General features: G+C 62.4%; 14 protein-coding genes. 7 read left to right on the forward strand and 7 right to left on the reverse strand.

Annotated features, from left to right (window positions below):
* Nucleotides 1-198: 198 nt before the first annotated feature.
* Both QQJ96_RS14265 and QQJ96_RS14270 read right to left on the reverse strand, forming a co-directional pair.
* Nucleotides 199-3,258, reverse strand: a complete 3,060-nt coding sequence (locus QQJ96_RS14265; protein ID WP_284332685.1) for a TonB-dependent receptor — start codon at nt 3,256-3,258, stop codon at nt 199-201.
* A 304-nt stretch (nt 3,259-3,562) separates the two neighbouring features.
* Nucleotides 3,563-3,844, reverse strand: a complete 282-nt coding sequence (locus QQJ96_RS14270; protein ID WP_284332686.1) for a hypothetical protein — start codon at nt 3,842-3,844, stop codon at nt 3,563-3,565.
* 88 nt (nt 3,845-3,932) lie between these two features.
* Between QQJ96_RS14270 and QQJ96_RS14275 the strand changes: the two genes are divergently transcribed.
* Together QQJ96_RS14275 and QQJ96_RS14280 are read left to right on the forward strand one after the other, a co-directional pair.
* The gene (locus tag QQJ96_RS14275; protein WP_284332687.1) at nt 3,933-4,877 is read left to right on the forward strand and encodes a DegV family protein; all 945 of its coding nucleotides are present in this window, start codon (nt 3,933-3,935) and stop codon (nt 4,875-4,877) included.
* Nucleotides 4,878-4,918: 41 nt separating this feature from the next.
* On the forward strand, nt 4,919-5,551 hold the full coding sequence (locus QQJ96_RS14280; RefSeq protein WP_284332688.1) for a DUF4124 domain-containing protein: 633 nt from the start codon (nt 4,919-4,921) through the stop codon (nt 5,549-5,551).
* Nucleotides 5,552-5,759: 208 nt separating this feature from the next.
* Here QQJ96_RS14280 and QQJ96_RS14285 read toward each other — a convergent pair whose 3' ends face one another.
* Nucleotides 5,760-6,542 (reverse strand): SDR family oxidoreductase, encoded by a 783-nt coding sequence (locus QQJ96_RS14285; RefSeq protein WP_284332689.1) that lies wholly within the window; start codon nt 6,540-6,542, stop codon nt 5,760-5,762.
* 63 nt (nt 6,543-6,605) lie between these two features.
* Here QQJ96_RS14285 and QQJ96_RS14290 point away from each other — a divergent pair, with 63 nt between their 5' ends.
* Entirely contained in the window at nt 6,606-6,842 is a 237-nt protein-coding gene (locus QQJ96_RS14290) for a hypothetical protein (RefSeq protein WP_284332690.1), read from the forward strand.
* A gap of 34 nt (nt 6,843-6,876) precedes the next feature.
* Here QQJ96_RS14290 and QQJ96_RS14295 read toward each other — a convergent pair whose 3' ends face one another.
* Nucleotides 6,877-7,776 carry a DMT family transporter gene (locus tag QQJ96_RS14295; protein ID WP_284332691.1) on the reverse strand — a complete coding sequence of 300 codons (900 nt, stop codon included), beginning with the start codon at nt 7,774-7,776 and terminating at the stop codon, nt 6,877-6,879.
* Nucleotides 7,777-7,891: 115 nt separating this feature from the next.
* Between QQJ96_RS14295 and QQJ96_RS14300 the strand changes: the two genes are divergently transcribed.
* From QQJ96_RS14300 to QQJ96_RS14315, 4 genes are all read left to right on the forward strand, one after another.
* Nucleotides 7,892-9,289 (forward strand): aminotransferase-like domain-containing protein, encoded by a 1,398-nt coding sequence (locus tag QQJ96_RS14300; protein WP_284332730.1) that lies wholly within the window; start codon nt 7,892-7,894, stop codon nt 9,287-9,289.
* Between the two features lie 93 nt (nt 9,290-9,382).
* Nucleotides 9,383-9,871, forward strand: a complete 489-nt coding sequence (locus QQJ96_RS14305) for a RidA family protein (RefSeq protein WP_284332692.1) — start codon at nt 9,383-9,385, stop codon at nt 9,869-9,871.
* 112 nt (nt 9,872-9,983) lie between these two features.
* Entirely contained in the window at nt 9,984-11,429 is a 1,446-nt protein-coding gene (cysG, locus tag QQJ96_RS14310) for a siroheme synthase CysG (protein ID WP_404649208.1), read from the forward strand.
* Nucleotides 11,422-12,252, forward strand: a complete 831-nt coding sequence (locus QQJ96_RS14315; protein ID WP_284332694.1) for a uroporphyrinogen-III synthase — start codon at nt 11,422-11,424, stop codon at nt 12,250-12,252. Before cysG ends, QQJ96_RS14315 begins: the two co-directional genes overlap by 8 nt.
* A 66-nt stretch (nt 12,253-12,318) precedes the next feature.
* Here the strand turns inward: QQJ96_RS14315 and QQJ96_RS14320 are convergent, their stop codons facing one another.
* The 3 genes from QQJ96_RS14320 to nirD are packed head-to-tail and all read right to left on the reverse strand — an operon-like array spanning nt 12,319 to nt 16,588.
* Nucleotides 12,319-15,012, reverse strand: a complete 2,694-nt coding sequence (locus QQJ96_RS14320; protein WP_284332695.1) for a nitrate reductase — start codon at nt 15,010-15,012, stop codon at nt 12,319-12,321.
* Entirely contained in the window at nt 15,009-16,241 is a 1,233-nt protein-coding gene (locus tag QQJ96_RS14325) for an NAD(P)/FAD-dependent oxidoreductase (protein WP_284332696.1), read from the reverse strand. The genes QQJ96_RS14320 and QQJ96_RS14325 overlap by 4 nt, the downstream gene beginning before the upstream one ends.
* Nucleotides 16,238-16,588: a nitrite reductase small subunit NirD gene (gene nirD / locus QQJ96_RS14330; RefSeq protein ID WP_284332697.1), complete on the reverse strand. Its 351-nt coding sequence runs from the start codon at nt 16,586-16,588 to the stop codon at nt 16,238-16,240. The genes QQJ96_RS14325 and nirD overlap by 4 nt, the downstream gene beginning before the upstream one ends.
* Between the last annotated feature and the right edge of the window lie 3 nt (nt 16,589-16,591).

Genomic DNA, 16,591 nt, shown 5'->3' on the forward strand with positions numbered 1-16,591 from the left:
TGGTCTCGCACTGTATGCGCGTCTGATCGCACGTAGGCTGGGATGATAATCCCAGCTTTCCGCGCTGCATCCTGATGCTGGGATTGCCATCCCAGCCTACGCGCTCCACGCACGCATAAAAAAACGCCTCGGCATGGCCGAGGCGTTTCATAAGCGAGTCCAGTTGAGCGCCTCGGATGGAAGAGGCGCTCGTTCCGCTTAGTAGTCGTAGGACACCGACAGGCGCACGAAGCGAGGCTGGGTATAGAACATGCCATTGCCGAAGGTGTTGAGCACCGTGCCAGGCGAGCCGGACTCGCTGGTGGCGGCCCACTGCGTCGGCACCTGGCGGTTCAGTACATTGAACACGTCCAGGCCGAAGGCCAGCTTCTGCTGCGCGAACATCGGGCGATACATCACACCCAGATCCACGCGCTGGTTCCAGGGCATACGACCTGCTGCACCCGGAGCGGAGGGCTGGCCGAAGCAGTAGTGGTAGGCCGAGCCGTAGCCGATCGGATCGGTATTCGGCGGCGGGTAGTAGCCCATGCAGCTCTTGGGCGCGCCCGAGGTCAGCAGCACGCGTCCGGAGACCATCCATTCGGAGGTGATCGCGTATGCGCCATACGCCTTGATCTGGTGCGTACGATCGTTGAACAGAATGCCGTTGCTGTTGGCCATGATCGCGGCGGCATCCCAGTCCTGCGTCTTGCTGACGTCGGTCTGGCCGATGTTGGAAAGCACCTGTCCTTCGGTGTTGCCGTAGCTGCGCGAGAAGGTGTAGTCCAGGCGCGCCTGCCACTTGCCGTCGAACGGGTGCTCCAGGTACATGTTCAACGCGTAGTACTTGCGCTTGGCACCATCGGTGAAGCCCCAATCGCTCTTGGTCATCGTCACCTTGGAATAACCGCTGCCATCGATGCGCGACACCAGGAAGTCGTTGCTTTGACCCGGATTGATCAGGCGGCAACCTGGCTGCGTGGTGTTGTACAGCGTCGGGTCCAGGCCCATCGACTGCATCTTGGCCTGCAGCTTGCCCATGTCGCAGACGTCGTCGATCGCGCTTTCCAGGCGGCGCAGGGTGAACTTCGCACCGGTCGTCCAGCTCGAACCCAGCGTCTTGTCGAAGCCGAGGATCAGCTCGTCCTGGTATTCCGAACGCAGGTTGGTGGCGGTGAAGGTCTTCGGATCGGGCGTGACGCCGTATTCGTTATCGGCCGAGACGGCCGGACCGAGTGCCTTCAAGCCCGTCGGAGAACCGTTCGCGGCGATACCGGTGTAGGTGAAGTACTGATTGGTATAGGTGGATGCCGAAGCGCCACGAATCGCCACGCTGCTTGGCAAGGCGAGGTAGTAACGGCCGAGGTTGGCGTACAGCTTCAGGCTGGAATCGCCGAACACGTCCCAGCTCGCGCCCAGGCGTGGCGCCCACTGATTACCGCTACGCACATAGGGCTGTTCGGAATTGTTGTAGTTATCGAACTTGTCGTTGCGCAGGCCTACGTCCACCAGCCAGCGGTCGGTGATCTGCCACTTGTCTTCCAGGTAGTACGCCTTCTGCGCCACCGACATGCTGGTGGCGTCGTGGAAAATGCGTTGACGTACGTAATACGGAGTACCCGGTGCGGCCGAGAAGCTGTTGATCGGGTTGTTCGGCGTCTTGGTGATGAAGTAGGCCCAGGTGTAGCCAGGACCGCTGGTGAGCTGCCCTTGATCCGCCGCGTGGTAATACATGTTGTCGATACCCGCGGACAGGTCGTGGCTGCCCAGGTGGTAATCGACGTCCAGGCGCAAGCCATGCGTGCGCGTCATGGCGTTCGGCGAGCTGATCAGGCGCGTAGCGTTGTTATTGGTGATGGGGTTACCACCGGTGTACGCCGGATTTTCCTGCCCCGTGTTGATCAGGAACGCATCGGTCGAGTTCAGGCCCGGATACTGCGTGTAGTTGGTGGTCTTGTTGCGGCCATAGGTTGCGCTGACCGTCAGGTCCTGCGTGATGTAGCCGGTGTATTTAATGACGTCGATCGTGGTGGTGTCCTTGGACAACGTCGGATACACGTTGATCGGACCACCGGCTTTGAGAGTGTTGTAGTTGAAAGCGTAATACTCGCCCGTGCTCGCATTGGGCGTAGAAGAGTTCGCCGGATCCGGGTTGCCCGCATCGTTCGGCTGCTTGTTCACGATGTGCGTGAGTTCCAGCAGGTTGTTATCGGTGATGTTCCAGTCGATCTTGCCGTAGAACTTCTGCAGATTATCGGTGTACTTGAGGTAAGCCGGTTGCGCACCGTCCACGTTATTGGTGCTGCGGCCTTCCACTTTCTCCGATTCGGCCGCCAGGAAGAAGAACAGCTTGTCTTTGATCAGCGGACCGCCGACGTAGGCGTCGTACACCGTGCGCCACTGCTTGTCGTTCCTGCGGTATTGATAAAGCGTGCCGGCCAGGCCCGGCTGGGCATAGCTGTAACCGGCAGGCAAGGTCATGTTCGCGTAATTGCGATTGACCGGATCGGATTCGGCAAATTTCGGTTCCCAGATGATCTGGCCGCCGAAATGCCACTCGTTGGTGCCGCGCTTGCCGATCTGGTTGATTACGCCGCCGTCGGAGCGGCCGTATTTCGCGGCATAGCCACCGATATAGGTTTCCTGCTGATCGATCGCGCCATAAGGCAGGCCCACGCCGCCCAGGTTGGACAGCGGATCGGAGCTGCTGAAACCATTGATGTAGTACGCGTTCTCGGAGGCGCTGCCGCCGCCGAAGGAGAGCGCATTGTTGAAGAAGCCACTGCCCTGGTTCACGCCCGGCGCGAGCAATGCAATGGCTTCCGCCGTGCGACCCAGCGGCAGGCGCGCCAGATCCTTGGAGGTGATCACCGAACGCGAATCCACGGACGCCACATCGATCTGCGGAATCGAATTGGCGTTGACCGTCACCGTGTTCAGCGTCTTGGGTACGAAGGACACGTCCGTCGCGGCACCCACGTTAAGGCTCACCGCGTTACGGGTATCCACGACGGCGCCGTCTTTCTTCAGCTGAACCGTGTAGGTGCCGACCGGCATGTTGCCGATCCGATAGTGGCCGGTGCTGTCTACCGTTACGTCGCGGCTCAAGCCGGAATCGCTGGTCACCGTCACCGAGTCGCCGGCCGGTGCCTGGCCGGTGAACGCACCGGTGGTGGACTGCGCCATCGCGACGCCGGCGAAACCGAAACTTATTGCCAGAGCCGCGGCAAGAGCGTGGCGACGGTAGTTACCCCCGCCAATCTGATCAGGCTTCATCATTATTCAAAATCTCCCCGTAGAGCCTATGCAGGCCAAGACCGACGAATGCACGAACGACTCGTGCACCCCCGAACGAACAAGGCATCACCACCGTTTTTTCGCCAGCAAAACCCTGCGCTTCGCTTGGCACTCCCCCGGTGTTGCCGCGATTCGCAGTGCTTGCGATTCGCGTGAACTTACGCCTCTGCCAGGAACTTACGTCAGCGTCACAACGGGTGTCAACAATTTCTTAGCAATCAAACACAATTTCTTGCGCCAGACTTGCGCAAGGAATCATCACCCATCTAGGCACATAAATAATTGATTAATAATGATTAATTCCAAAATTGCCGAAATCGATCACACCCAGTGGCCGAAGGCAAACGTGCCATTTCGAAAGAGAATCAAAGCCCTTACCGAAATAAGCTGACAGCTGGCGCAAGAACACGTTGTAACCATCGCTATTTCTTGCTGGAACAGCACTCAGCCAAAACTCCGCCGCATGGCGCTGGGACCGTATCAATCGCGTCTGTGTGTCCAAATCCCCTTCCGCAGCCGACGGCGGCAATGCATCGCACGCCACCGGCAAGGCGAACAGGAACCTCAAGACAGCCTGCTTGGCGCACCGCGGCAAGGCCCTGCTACCACCGTCATGTTATGGTCACACCGCACGTTGAGGACTGGGGGTTTGGCACATGCGCATGGGTCTGGCTATCGATGCGTCCTGCGATTTGCCGCGGGAGTTTTTGCAACAACACGACATCGCCGTCATGCCTGTTGCGGTACGAGTCGACGAGTCCACCTTCAAAGACGATCGCGATCCGGCCGAAATCGAGCGCTTCCTCAAACTCAACCTGGGTAGCCGCAGCCATTCGGCCGAAACCGAGCCTTGCTCGGTGGAAGACGTGCAGAAGCTGTTCCTGGACAAGCTGGTGCTGGAACAGGACTGCGTGTTCTGCCTCACCATCACCGCCACACGCAGCCCGATCTACGACAATGTGGTCAAGGCCAGCTTCGCGGTGCTGAAAAACTACCGCAAGGTGCGCGAGCCGGCCGGAATTACCGGTCCATTCCTGATGCGCGTGCTGGATACACGCAGTCTGTTCGCCGGCTCCGGCCCGTGCATTGTCGAAGCCGTAAGGCTGATACAGGCCGGTGAAACACCCGCCGCGGTCCGCGAACGGCTGGCCTATATTGCCGAAAATTCGTACGGCTACATGCTGCCGCGCGACCTGTACTACCTGCGCGCCCGCGCCAAGAAGAAGGGCGATCGCAGCGTGGGCTTGCTGAGCGCCGTGCTTGGCTCCACTTTGGACATCAAACCGTTGCTGCGTGGCTATCGTGGCGACACGACGCCGGTCGGCAAGGTGCGCGGCTGGGAGCATGGCTGCGAAACCCTGTTCGGTTATGCCGCCGAACGCGTGCGGGCCGGCCTGCTCGTACCGGTGATGTGCACCGCCTATGGCGGCGACCTGGGCGAATTGCCGAAGCTGCCCGGCTACGACAAGCTGGCCCAGGCCTGCCAGGAATGCGGCGTCACCCTGATGCAGGCGCCGATGAGCATCACCGGCATGGTCAACGTGGGTATAGGCGCGGTGACCATAGGCTTCGCCGCGGAAGAGCATCACGTCGAGTTCTGATTGCACGAGGCTTGCTTCAACGCCAAGCGTAGAATCGGGGCATGAGTCGCGCAGGCGTCCCTGTCGGTATTGTTGCGGTGCTGCTTTTGGCAACAGCGCTGCAGCTATCCTTGCCTGCTCGCGCGGACACTGTCATCGCGTACAAGTGCCGTACGCAGCAAGGGGGAGTGATCTATCAGGGAACCCCTTGCCCGCACAGCCAACAGCAACAGACCCTGCAGTTGGACGATAGCGGCCCCAGCGCTTCACCGCTGCCGGAACCCTCCAAGCCCGCCCCTTCTGCAGCGAACCCGCCCGCCGTCCCATTGCCCCCGCCGACACCGCGCACACCGCCATCGACGATGTACCGCTGTGTGCGTGCGACGGACCAGACGACGTATCTGAGCAGCAACGGCGATCCGCAGCCCTACTACGCGCCGCTTGCGATGACCGGCATGCTGCCGGCGCCGCTCGGACACGTCACGCCTGGCGTAAAACCCGACGCGGCCATGATTGCCAGCCAGTACGTGCTGGTGCAGGACCAATGCGCGCCGATGACACCGCAGGACACCTGCACGACCCTGCGTGACCAATACGACGAGAACGAACGCAAGCTGTCACGCGCCTTCAAGAGCGACCAGCCGCCCCTGCTCCAGCGCGAACAGGCCTTGCTCGCCGAACTCAGCCACTGCTGAGCAAATTCTGCGCAATGTCATGCAAGTGATTGGTGCGCAAGTCTTACGAAGACTTGTCCACAGGCTTGCTACCAGCCTTTCCCCAATCGCTGTGGAAAACTCCGTAGGCTGGGATGGTAATCCCAGCATCGCGATGCTGCGTGCATGGCAATGCTGGGATTACCATCCCAGCCTACGCGCCTTTCCAAGTCGTACGGAAAAGTGGCGCCTAGAACCCGTAATTGAGAAAGCCACCATCCACCGCCAGCACCTGGCCGGTGATATAGCTGGCCGCGGGCAGGCACAGGAAGGCGATGGCTGCGGCCACTTCCTCTGGTTCGCCGATGCGCTTGAGCGGTGTGCGGTCCAGTACCTCGTCGACGTAGTCGGCATCGGCCAGCGCCGGCTCGGAGCGCTGGGTGCGGATGTACCAGGGCGCCACCGCGTTGACGCGAATGCCATCGATCGCCCATTCGGCCGCCAGATTGCGCGTGAGCTGATGCAAGGCTGCCTTGGTCATGCCGTAAGGCGAACCGGTACGCACGTGCGTAACGCCGGAGACCGAGCCCACGTTCACGATCGCCGCATGCGCATGCTGGATCAGATGGGGATGCGCAAGCCGGCACATCTCATACGCCGAAAACAGGTTCTGCTCGAAAATCGCGCGGTATTCGGTCTCTTCGTAATCGAGCGTGGCTTTGGGACTATTGCCGCCGGCGTTGTTGACCAACAGCGACACCGGCGCTTCCAGATCCGCCACCCAGTCGAACACCGCCAGGCGATCTTCCGCCACGCCCACGTCGGCGGCGAACGCCAACACTTCCAGGTCGGGAAAGTCGTCGCTCAACTCCACGCGCACCTGTTCCAGGTAGTCGTCATCGCGCGCCACCAGCAAGAGGTTGGCCCCCAGCCCGGCCAGTTCGCGCGCGGTCGCGTAGCCGATGCCCTTGCTGGCGCCAGTGATGAGCGCGGTCTGATCTTGCAGCTGCCAAGCGTCGATGCGGCTATTCATGACGCTCAGCTTACATGAACGAGATGACTTGTCCGCCGCGTCGGTCGGCGGGACACTTCACCCATGCCTATCGAGGTCGTAATGATGAGAACCGCCACCGCCCTGCTCTGCCTGTTGGCCCTGGGGGCCTGCAGCAACAAACCGCCCGCCCCTCAATCCGATCCCAAACCCGCCGCCTCGACAGCCAGCGCCCCCTGGGATGCGCTGAAACAGGACGAACAGCGCGCCAAGGACGTGCAGAAGGTGGTCGACAAGCAAGCCGCCGATCAGGACAAGCAGATCGAGCAACAGACGCAATAGCCATGTGTACGTAGGCTGGGATGGTCATCCCAGCCTACGCGCAAACCCGGCTTTGCCGAGAAAACCCCAGCGTCCATTTCAGATTGACGCCCAGCGTGCCGAGCACGATCAGAGCCAGGCCCATCATCTGCACCGGGGCCAATCGATGGCCATACAGCAGGTAATCGAGCAGCAGCGTCACCAACGGATACACGAAGGCCATGACCGCGATGGTCACCACCGGCAGACGAGGATAGGACGAGTAGAACAGCACGTATACGATGCCGCTGTGAATGACTCCCAGCCCCACTAGCCACAGCCAATGCGTGCCCCAGTGCAACGCGGCAGCGCTGGAAAACCACCCCAGCATCAAGACACCGACCCAGCACTGGATCATCACCAGCGCAAACGGACGCTGCTTGCCGACCTTGCGTGACATCAACAGCGATGCACCGCACAGCAGCGCCGCCAGAAAGGTAAGACCGATGCCAATCAGATAGGAAGAGTCGGCGCTGTGCCACATTCGCAACGGATCAGCTGAACAGGCTACGCCGACAAAGCCGAGCAAGGTCCACATCAGATCTACCGGCCGGGTGCGTTCCCCTTGCACCAACGCCGCGAGTATCAGCATCACGAACGGAAAGAAGTGATACACCATCGTCGCCACGCCGATCGATGAGCGCGCCATGCCGGCAAACAGGCATACCCAGTTCAAGACAAGCAATCCGCCGCTAAGGATGGCGCCGCGGATCAGTACCCGGTCCTGCAGCACCCCGCGCAAATGACCTCGCGCCAGCCCCCATGCGAGCAAAAAGAGCCCGCCGAACAGGCAACGGTAGAACACGGCGGTGACCGCGTCCTGGCCGCTTTCATGGACGAAGACGCCGACCGAGCCGATCAGCAATTCGGCGAGCAGGAGCCGGGCCAGTGCTGTGCGATGGTTCTGTTCGAGCATGGGCCCTCTGCCGCGTGTGGGGATTTGCACCCTGCGGCATAAACGTAGACCATGTGATTTGACCGATACAGATTCAGATAAGATCCATTTCGACCAGTACAGTTCGGGCATGCCCATGCTGCTTTACCAGCAACTCGCCAGCCAGCTGCGTACGCAGATCGCGCAAGGCAGCCTGCGCGCAGGCGAGCGCATGCCTTCCATTCGGCAGCTGGCGCACAGCCACGGGGTGAGCATCGCCACCGCCGTGCAGGCCTGCCTGCAGCTGGAACGCGAAGGCCTGACCCAGGCGCGGCCACGTTCAGGCTATTTCGTCCGTGCCATCACGCCGCCAGTGCCCGCGGTGCGGCCCTCGCGCAGGCGCACACCGGGCACGGTCAGCAACCCCATGCTGCAGGACGTACTGGACATGCTCGCGCGTAGCGATCTATTGCCCCTGCATAGCGCCACGCCATCGCCCACTCTGCTCCCGCAATCGGCCCTGACCGCTTCGCTATCCCGTTGCCTGCGGCGCATGCCTAGCGCCGCGTTGGATTACGCACCGCCGCAAGGCCATCTTGCCTTACGCAGGCTGATCGCCCAGCGCTACGCGCAGGTGGGGGTAACGGTTTCCCCCGATGAAATCATCATCACCGCCGGCGCCATGGAGGCGATCAGCCTTGCGTTGCGCACTCTCACCCAGCCGGGCGACGTGGTGCTGGTGGAATCCCCCACCTATCACGGCATCCTGCAGGCCGTAGCCGATTTGAAGCTCAAGGTCCTGGAAGTACCGAACCTGCCCGATCGCGGCATCGATGTGGCGCGACTGGAACTGCTGCTGCGGCAGCACCAGGTGCGTGCAGCCGTGCTGGTGCCCAACTTCAACAATCCGCTCGGCAGCGTGACCCCTGACCAAGCCAAGCAAGCACTGCTCAAGAGCTGCGCGCGCCACAAGACGATCGTTATCGAAGACGATATCTACGGCGAACTGGCCTGGTCCGGGCAACGTCCGTCGCCGCTAAGGCGCTGGGATCGGCACGGCAGCGTGATCACCTGCGGCTCCTATTCCAAGATCCTCGCACCCGGTTTGCGGGTCGGCTGGCTGGTGGGTAGCGACTGGACGGACGCCTTGTTGCGCACGAAGTATTTCTCCACCGTGGGCAGCGCCAGCCTGCCGCAATTGGCCCTGGCCGAATATCTTGAGCGCCACGATCTGCAACGCCATCTACGCCAGCTCTGTCGTGCCCTGGCCGACAATGCACAACGCATGCACGAGGCGATTGCGCGTCATTGGCCGTCATCCACGCGCGCATGCACGCCGCAGGGCGGACTGTCGTTGTGGCTGCAATTGCCTGGGATGAATGCAAAGACGCTATTCGATGCAGCATTGCGCGAAGGCATCGGCACTTCGCCGGGCATGCTGTTTTCCAGCCGTGGCGAATATGCCGATTGCCTGCGCCTGAGTTGCGGCCTGCCTTGGAGCGAGGCGCTGGATCGCGCGCTGCGTCGATTGGGACAGCTGGCAGACCGCGCGTAGCGTCGCAAACCAGCCCATTTCCCTGAAGGTGGATGTTCTCCCTGGAAGGGAGATGGAGTAGGTTTCACGCACCCACCCACCAGAGGACTCACCATGCAGAAGATGGCTTTGGTTGCATTGCTGCTCGTGGCACCCGCCTTCGCCCACGCGCAAGACGTGACCCGCTACAAGCTACCGAACAGCAATTTCCCCATCTCCGCCGCGGTGGAAGTGCCTGCCGGCAAATCGATGGTCTTCCTCAGCGGCACGGTGCCGCCGGTGGTCGACCCCAAGGCGGCGAAGGATTCCATGGCGGCTTACGGCGATACCAAGACCCAGACCATCGGCGTGCTCACCGCCATTCAAAAGCAGTTGCAGGCCATGCACTTGGGGATGGGTGACATCGTGAAGATGCAGGCGTTCCTGGTGGGTGACGAGGCGCACGGCGGGCGCATGGATTTTGCCGGTTTCATGGCCGGCTACACGCAATTCTTCGGTACCAAGGAACAGCCCAAGCTGCCCGCGCGTTCGGCATTCCAGGTCGCGGGGCTGGCCAATCCCGGATTCCGGGTGGAGATCGAGGTGATCGCTGTGCGACCTTGAGTATGCTTCAGCCCTCGACCGCTGGTGGAGGGCTAAAGCGAGGCCTGCCCTTATTCCTCATCGTCGCATTCACCCGCACGCTTTCGCACTAATCTAGCCCTATGCGTTTGCGTTGACGGAAAGCATCATGAGGCTCTATCCCCTGTTCGCCGATCTGACCGGGCTGCCCGTCCTCGTGGTGGGCGGCGGCCACGTCGCCGAGCGCAAGATCGACATGCTGCTTGCCTCGGGTGCAAGCGTTCTTGTCGGCGCGCCGTCGCTTACGCCGGCCCTGGCGCAACTGGCTGAACAGGGGAAGGTCGAACACTACGCCGGCACTTTCCAGCCAACGTGGCTGGACCATGTTTGGCTGGTCATCGCCGCCACCGATGATCGGGCGCTCAATGCCCAGGTTGCGGCAAGCGCAAGCGAACGGCGCATCTTTGCGAACGTGGTGGACGATCCTGCCCTATCGCGCTTCCAGGTGCCGGCTGTGGTGGACCGCGCACCGCTGACGGTGGCCGTTTCCACCGGCGGCGCAGCTCCCGTCATCGCCAGGCGCGTACGCGAAGCGCTGGAAACGCAGCTCGAACACGCCTTGGGTCCGCTTACCGCGCTCGCCCAAAAGCACCGCGCACGCATCATGCAACGCTGGCCGGACCTGGCGGAACGTCGTGCGTTCTACGATTGGCTGCATGACGGGCCGGTGATGGCATTGCTGCGCAATGCCCGCCCCGATGACGCCGAACGGGAACTGCTTGAGGCATTGAACGCAACGGCATCCGCTGCGCCCAAAGGCTCGGTGCAGCTGGTCGGCGCCGGCCCCGGCGATCCTGGGCTGCTCACGTTGCGCGCATTACGCGCGCTCAATCAGGCCGACGTAATCCTGCACGATTCGCTGGTCAGCGTGGACGTGCTTGCGTTGGCCCGCCGCGATGCCGAGCGCATCGACGTCGGCAAACGCTGCGGTGGACGTCATACGCAACAAGAACAGATCCATCAGTTACTGCTCGACCAGACGCAACTCGGACGTCGCGTAGTGCGGCTGAAAGGTGGCGACCCGTTCGTGTTCGGGCGCGGCGGCGAAGAAATGGAGTTCCTGCGCCAGCACGGCATTGCTTGCGAAATCGTGCCCGGCGTTACCGCCGCCGTGGCCTGCGCCGCCTATGCGGGGATTCCGCTCACGCATCGCGAGCATGCGCGCTCGGTGCATCTGCTTACCGGGCACGGCAAGGAATCACTGGAGGCGATGGACTGGCCGGCATTGGCGCAAGATCATCAGACCCTGGCCATCTACATGGGCGTGGCTCGGCTGGAGGAATTCACGCAGCGCTTGCTGGAACACGGCCGGCGTCCGGATACACCGTTTGTCATCGTCGAGAATGGAACGCTGCCGCAGCAGCGGGTACTCGGCGGCGCGCTGCACGAATTGCCAACACTGGCGAAAGAGCATGCCATTCATCCGCCGGCATTGCTGATCATTGGCGAGGTGGCGGCATTGGCGCGCGACCATGCTTGGTTTGGCATTCAGAATGACGCCCACCGAACACTCAAGCTAGGGGACTCCACCCATGACTGACATCGACTCGGAACGTCCCCTGCAAAACCGCCACATCGCGGTTCCCGAATCGCGCGAGCTGGACTTGTTCGCTTCGTTGCTGGAACGCCGTGGCGCCTCGGTGCTGCGCTGTCCGCTGGTGGATATCCGCGATGCGCCCAACCCGGCGCCCATTCTCGAGTGGCTACACAGGTTCTGCGTGGGCGGCTGCGACGACTTGCTGCTGTTCACCGGCGAAGGCGTACGCCGCCTGTTGAGCCTGATCGAACACCAGGCTCCCGAACTGCGCGAGCCTTTCGTGAAGCAGCTCGCCGCCGTTCGTATTATCGCGCGCGGCCCCAAACCTGGCCGCGTGTTGCGCGAGCTTGGCCTGAAACCCAGCTTGTTCGCAGACCCGGCCACCACGCCCGGCATGATCGCGCTGCTGCAAACGCTCGATCTCAAAGGACGCCGCGTGGGCGTGCAGCTCTATGGCAGTGAACCGAACGCACCGATGATGGATTTTCTCGCGGCCGCTGGTGCGCAAGCCTTGCCGGTATGGCCCTACGTCTATGCCGATGCGGCGGCGGATACTGAGGTGCTGCAGCTCATCGAAGCCATGCAAAAGGGCGGCATCGATGCAATTGCTTTCACCAGCCTGCAGCAGGTGGAACGATTGTTCCGCCTGATCGACGGGAAGCAGCTGAAAGAGGCCCTGGCGCGCACGCTGGTTGCGGCTATCGGCCCGGTCGTGGCGAATGCGCTGCGCACGCATGGCGTGCAAGCGCAGGTGGTGCCGGAGGAGAGCTACTATCTCAAACCGCTGACACAGGCACTGATAGAGCGGCTGAGTTCTGCCATGTAGGCTGGGATGACAATCCCAGCATCACCTGCGCCGAATGCATGGCAATGCTGGGATTATCATCCCGGCCTACGCATTGGCCTCCGCCCGCACCTCCGCGATCAACTGCCGCAGCTCCGGCACGCAGGAACCGCAATTACCACCCGCGCGCAAGCATGACGTAACCTGCGCCGGTGTTTCCAGCCCATGCTGGCGGATCGCATCGCAGATCGTGTTGCGTCCTACGCCAAAGCAGGAGCACACCATCGGTCCGGTGGCGGCGCCGGGGCTGGCCGGCTCGCCCAACAGCAATGCCATGCGATCCGTGTCCTGCAAGCGTTCCTGCATGAACAGGCTGGCCAGCCAATGCCTGGCCGGCAAGTCCGGCCGCGAGGAAAGGAACAGACAGGATTCGATCCGGTCGTCGATCAGATGCGCCGCGCGATAGACACCGGTGCTGCGGTCCTCGTATTCCAGCCAATCGGCATCCGGGTCCGTGACACCTAGCCATGCGCTGGCCCATGTACCGCATTCGGACGGCCGCTCGCGGTGCGCGATCTCGTAGCGGCGAAAACGATCGCCCTGGATGCTCGTCCAATAGCTCAAGCCATCCGGCCCCAACAGGCGGCGGCTGAGGGCGAAGCCATACCAGCGCACCGGGAACGGTTCCACCCGCACCGGCGTGTGCTTGAACTCCGGCTCACCGGAAACCGGGTCGACCACCGGGTTGACCACGCCGCCCACTCGCGCGTCGGAGGCGAACTGGTCGTTCCAGTGGATCGGCACGAACACGTTGCCGGCCAGGACACCACCGCCATGCTTCACGCGCGCCACCATCGCGCCCCAGCGCGATTGCACGCGCGCCAGTTCGCCTTCGCGTACCCCGCAGCGCAAGGCATCATGCGGATGCATGTCCACGAAGGGTTCCGGGCTATGCCCGCTAAGCCGCGGCGCCTTGCCGGTGCGCGTCATGGTGTGCCATTGGTCGCGCACGCGGCCGGTGTTTAGCACCAGGGGGTATTCGCGATCAGCGGCATTCAACGGCAAGCGTGCCGCTGTCGCAATGAAGCGCGCACGGCCATCGGCGTGGGAGAACCGGCCGTCTGCAAACAAGCGCGCCTCGCCTTTTGCATCGATCGCGACCGGCCATTGCACCGGTTGCAGCCGGTCGTAAGCGTGACGGTCCAGCTTGGCCAGCGCTTCGAGATTGAGCAGGCGGCGTGTGTCCGGATGCGATTCATGATTGCAGCAAGCGGTAAGTCGCGCATGCTCGGCGAATACTTCGTGCACGTCTTCGAACTGAAACCCTTGCGCAAAGCCCAGGCGTTGCGCCACGTCGCACACTATGCGCCAGTCCGCCCGCGCTTCGCCCGGCGCCGGCAAAAACGCGCGCTGGCGCGAAATGCGCCGCTCGGAGTTGGTGACAGTACCGTTTTTCTCGCCCCAACCGAGTGCCGGCAGCAGCACATGCGCGAAAGCGTTGGTATCGGTCTGCGCGACGATGTCCGAACTCACCACCCACTCGCATCGCGCCAGCGCCTGTTTCACGCGATCGGCATCCGGCAGGCTCACCACCGGATTGGTCGCCATGATCCACAGCGCCTTGATCCTGCCCGCAGCGACGGCCTCGAACAAGTCGACCGCTTTCAAGCCCTGTCGCTCGGCCATACGTGGCGACTGCCAGAACGACTGCACGAGCTGGCGATGCGCGGGATTTTCCAGCTCCAGGTGCGCCGCCAGCATGTTCGCCAGGCCGCCGACTTCGCGCCCGCCCATGGCATTGGGCTGGCCGGTAAGCGAAAACGGCCCCATGCCCGGCTTGCCGATACGCCCGGTAAGCAGGTGGCAGTTGATGATGCTATTGACCTTGTCGGTGCCGCTGGACGATTGGTTCACCCCTTGCGAGAACAGCGTCACCGTACGCTCGCAGCGGGCAAACCAGCGATAGAAGTTCAACAGATCCGCCAGCTGCACACCACAGATCCGCGCCACCTCCGCCGGATCGCCAGCGTCCGCCTGCGCCGCTGCCAAAGCTTGGGCAAACCCTGCGGTGTGCGCTTCCACAAATCGCGCATCCATCGCACCATGCTGGAACAGAAACGCCATCAGGCCATTGAACAGCCACACGTCGGTGCCCGGCTTCACCGGCAGATGCAGGTCGGCCGATTCGCAAGTGGCTGTATGGCGCGGATCGATCACCACCAGGCGCGGCGGACGGCTGCCTTCCTTCGCCTTGGCGATGCGCTGATACACGATGGGGTGGCACCACGCCGTGTTGGAACCGACCAGCACAATCAGCTCGGCCAGCTCCAGGTCTTCGTAGCAGCCCGGTACCACGTCTTCGCCGAACGCCCGCTTGTGGCCCGCCACGGCGGAGGACATGCACAGGCGCGAATTGGTGTCGATGTTGGCCGTACCCAGATAGCCCTTGGCCAGCTTGTTGACGACGTAGTAGTCCTCGGTGAGCAGCTGACCGGACACGTAGAACGCTACCGCGTCCGGACCATGCCGCTCGATGACGCGTTGAAAACCTGCTGCGACGCGATCGAGCGCTTCGTCCCAGCCGGCACTCTGCAGCGTGCCGTCGGGGGAGCGCAACATGGGATGCAGCAGGCGTCCGTGCAAATCGACGGTTTCTCCCAGCGCCGAACCCTTCACGCACAGGCGGCCGTGGTTGGCCTGGTGCTGTGGGTCGCCTTCCACATGCACGCTGCCGTCGGCATTCGCACGTGCCAGCACGCCACAGCCCACTCCGCAATAAGGACAGGTGGTAGCCACCGTCACGCCGCAACCTCCGCCGGCTGGCAGTAGTGCTTGCCAAACAACAAGCGGTTGCGAATCGGCGTAATGTCGGTGCCGTTCTGGATCAACTCGAAATACCAGCCGCCATCTTTTACATCGCCATACAGCACGGCGCCGATGATCTGGTTGTCCTTCAGCACCAGCCGCTTGTAGATGCCGCGGCGCGGATCGCGCAGCACCAGATCTTCCGTGCCATCGCCGCCAATGAAATCGCCGGCCGAATAAAGATCGATCCCGGTCACCTTCAGCTTGGTGGCGGTCCGGGTAAAGCGATAGCGACGATGGCCCAGGCGCGCCAGGTGCGAAGCGCACACCCGCGCCTGCTCCCACACCGGCGCCACCAGGCCGAAGGTGAGGCGGCGGTGCTGTACACATTCGCCCACCGCGTAGATGTGTGGATCGTAGGTCTGCAAGGTATCGTCGACCACGATGCCCCGGTCGCAATGCAAGCCGCAGGACTTCGCCAAGCCGATATCCGGCCGCACGCCCACCGCCATCACCACCAGGTCGGCATCGATACGGCTGCCATCGGCCAGTGCGATGCCCTCGACGCGTCCGTTGCCATATAGCTCGGTCGTCTGCGCATTCAGCAGCACCTTCAGGCCGCGTGCCTGCAAATTGTGCGAAAGCAAACGCGAAGCATCAGCGTTGAGCTGCTGCTCCATCAGCACGTCCAGGCGATGGAGCAGCGTCACCTGCATGCCTCGGCGCAAAAGACCATTCGCGGCCTCGATGCCGAGCAAACCTCCGCCGATGACGGCTGCATGCTTGTAGGTGCTGGTCGCTTGCAGCATCTGTTCGACATCGTCGATGCCGCGGAAGCCGATCACGCCCGGCAGTTCGCCGCCCGGCAGCGGTAGCATGAACGGTCGCGATCCGGTGGCGACCAGCAAGCGGTCGTACGTCACTTCCACGCCTTTGCGGGAACGCACTCTTCGATGGCGCCGGTCAATGGCGATCACCGGGTCGCCGGCGTGCAGCGTGATGCCATTGTCGGCATACCACTCAGGCGTATTGAGCATGATCTCGTCGGTGTTCTTTTCACCGCTCAACAGCATCGAAAGCAGGATGCGGTTGTAGTTGCCATAAGGCTCCGCGCCAAACACCGTGATGTCGTACAGGCCGGGCGCAAGCTGCAGCAGCTCTTCCACCGTGCGCATGCCGGCCATGCCGTTGCCAATGACAACCAGCCTGGGCCGCGCTGCGCTCATCGCTGGGGCTGCCCCAGCAGCACATGACCACCTTCCAACTTCACTTGCCAGGCTTGCACCGAATGCTCAGGTGCTTCCAGGCATTCGCCGGTGCGCAGGTCGAAGTGCTGTTTGTAGATCGGTGAGGCTACGACGACACGTTCGCCCACGCTACCGACCAGGCCACGCGAGAGCACGCAGGCGTTCGCATTCGGATCGAAATTGTCGATCGCATACAGTTGCTGCTCGCCAACCCGGAACACGGCTACTTGTTGATCATCTACCAGTGCACACACGCCGGTGTCGGGCACGATGTCCTCCAGCTCGCACACGATCGTCCAGCCTGTGGCCGTCACCCTGTCTTCCATCGC

The sequence above is a fragment of the Dyella flagellata genome, from assembly GCF_030160275.1.
Taxonomy (GTDB): Bacteria; Pseudomonadota; Gammaproteobacteria; order Xanthomonadales; family Rhodanobacteraceae; genus Dyella_B; species Dyella_B flagellata.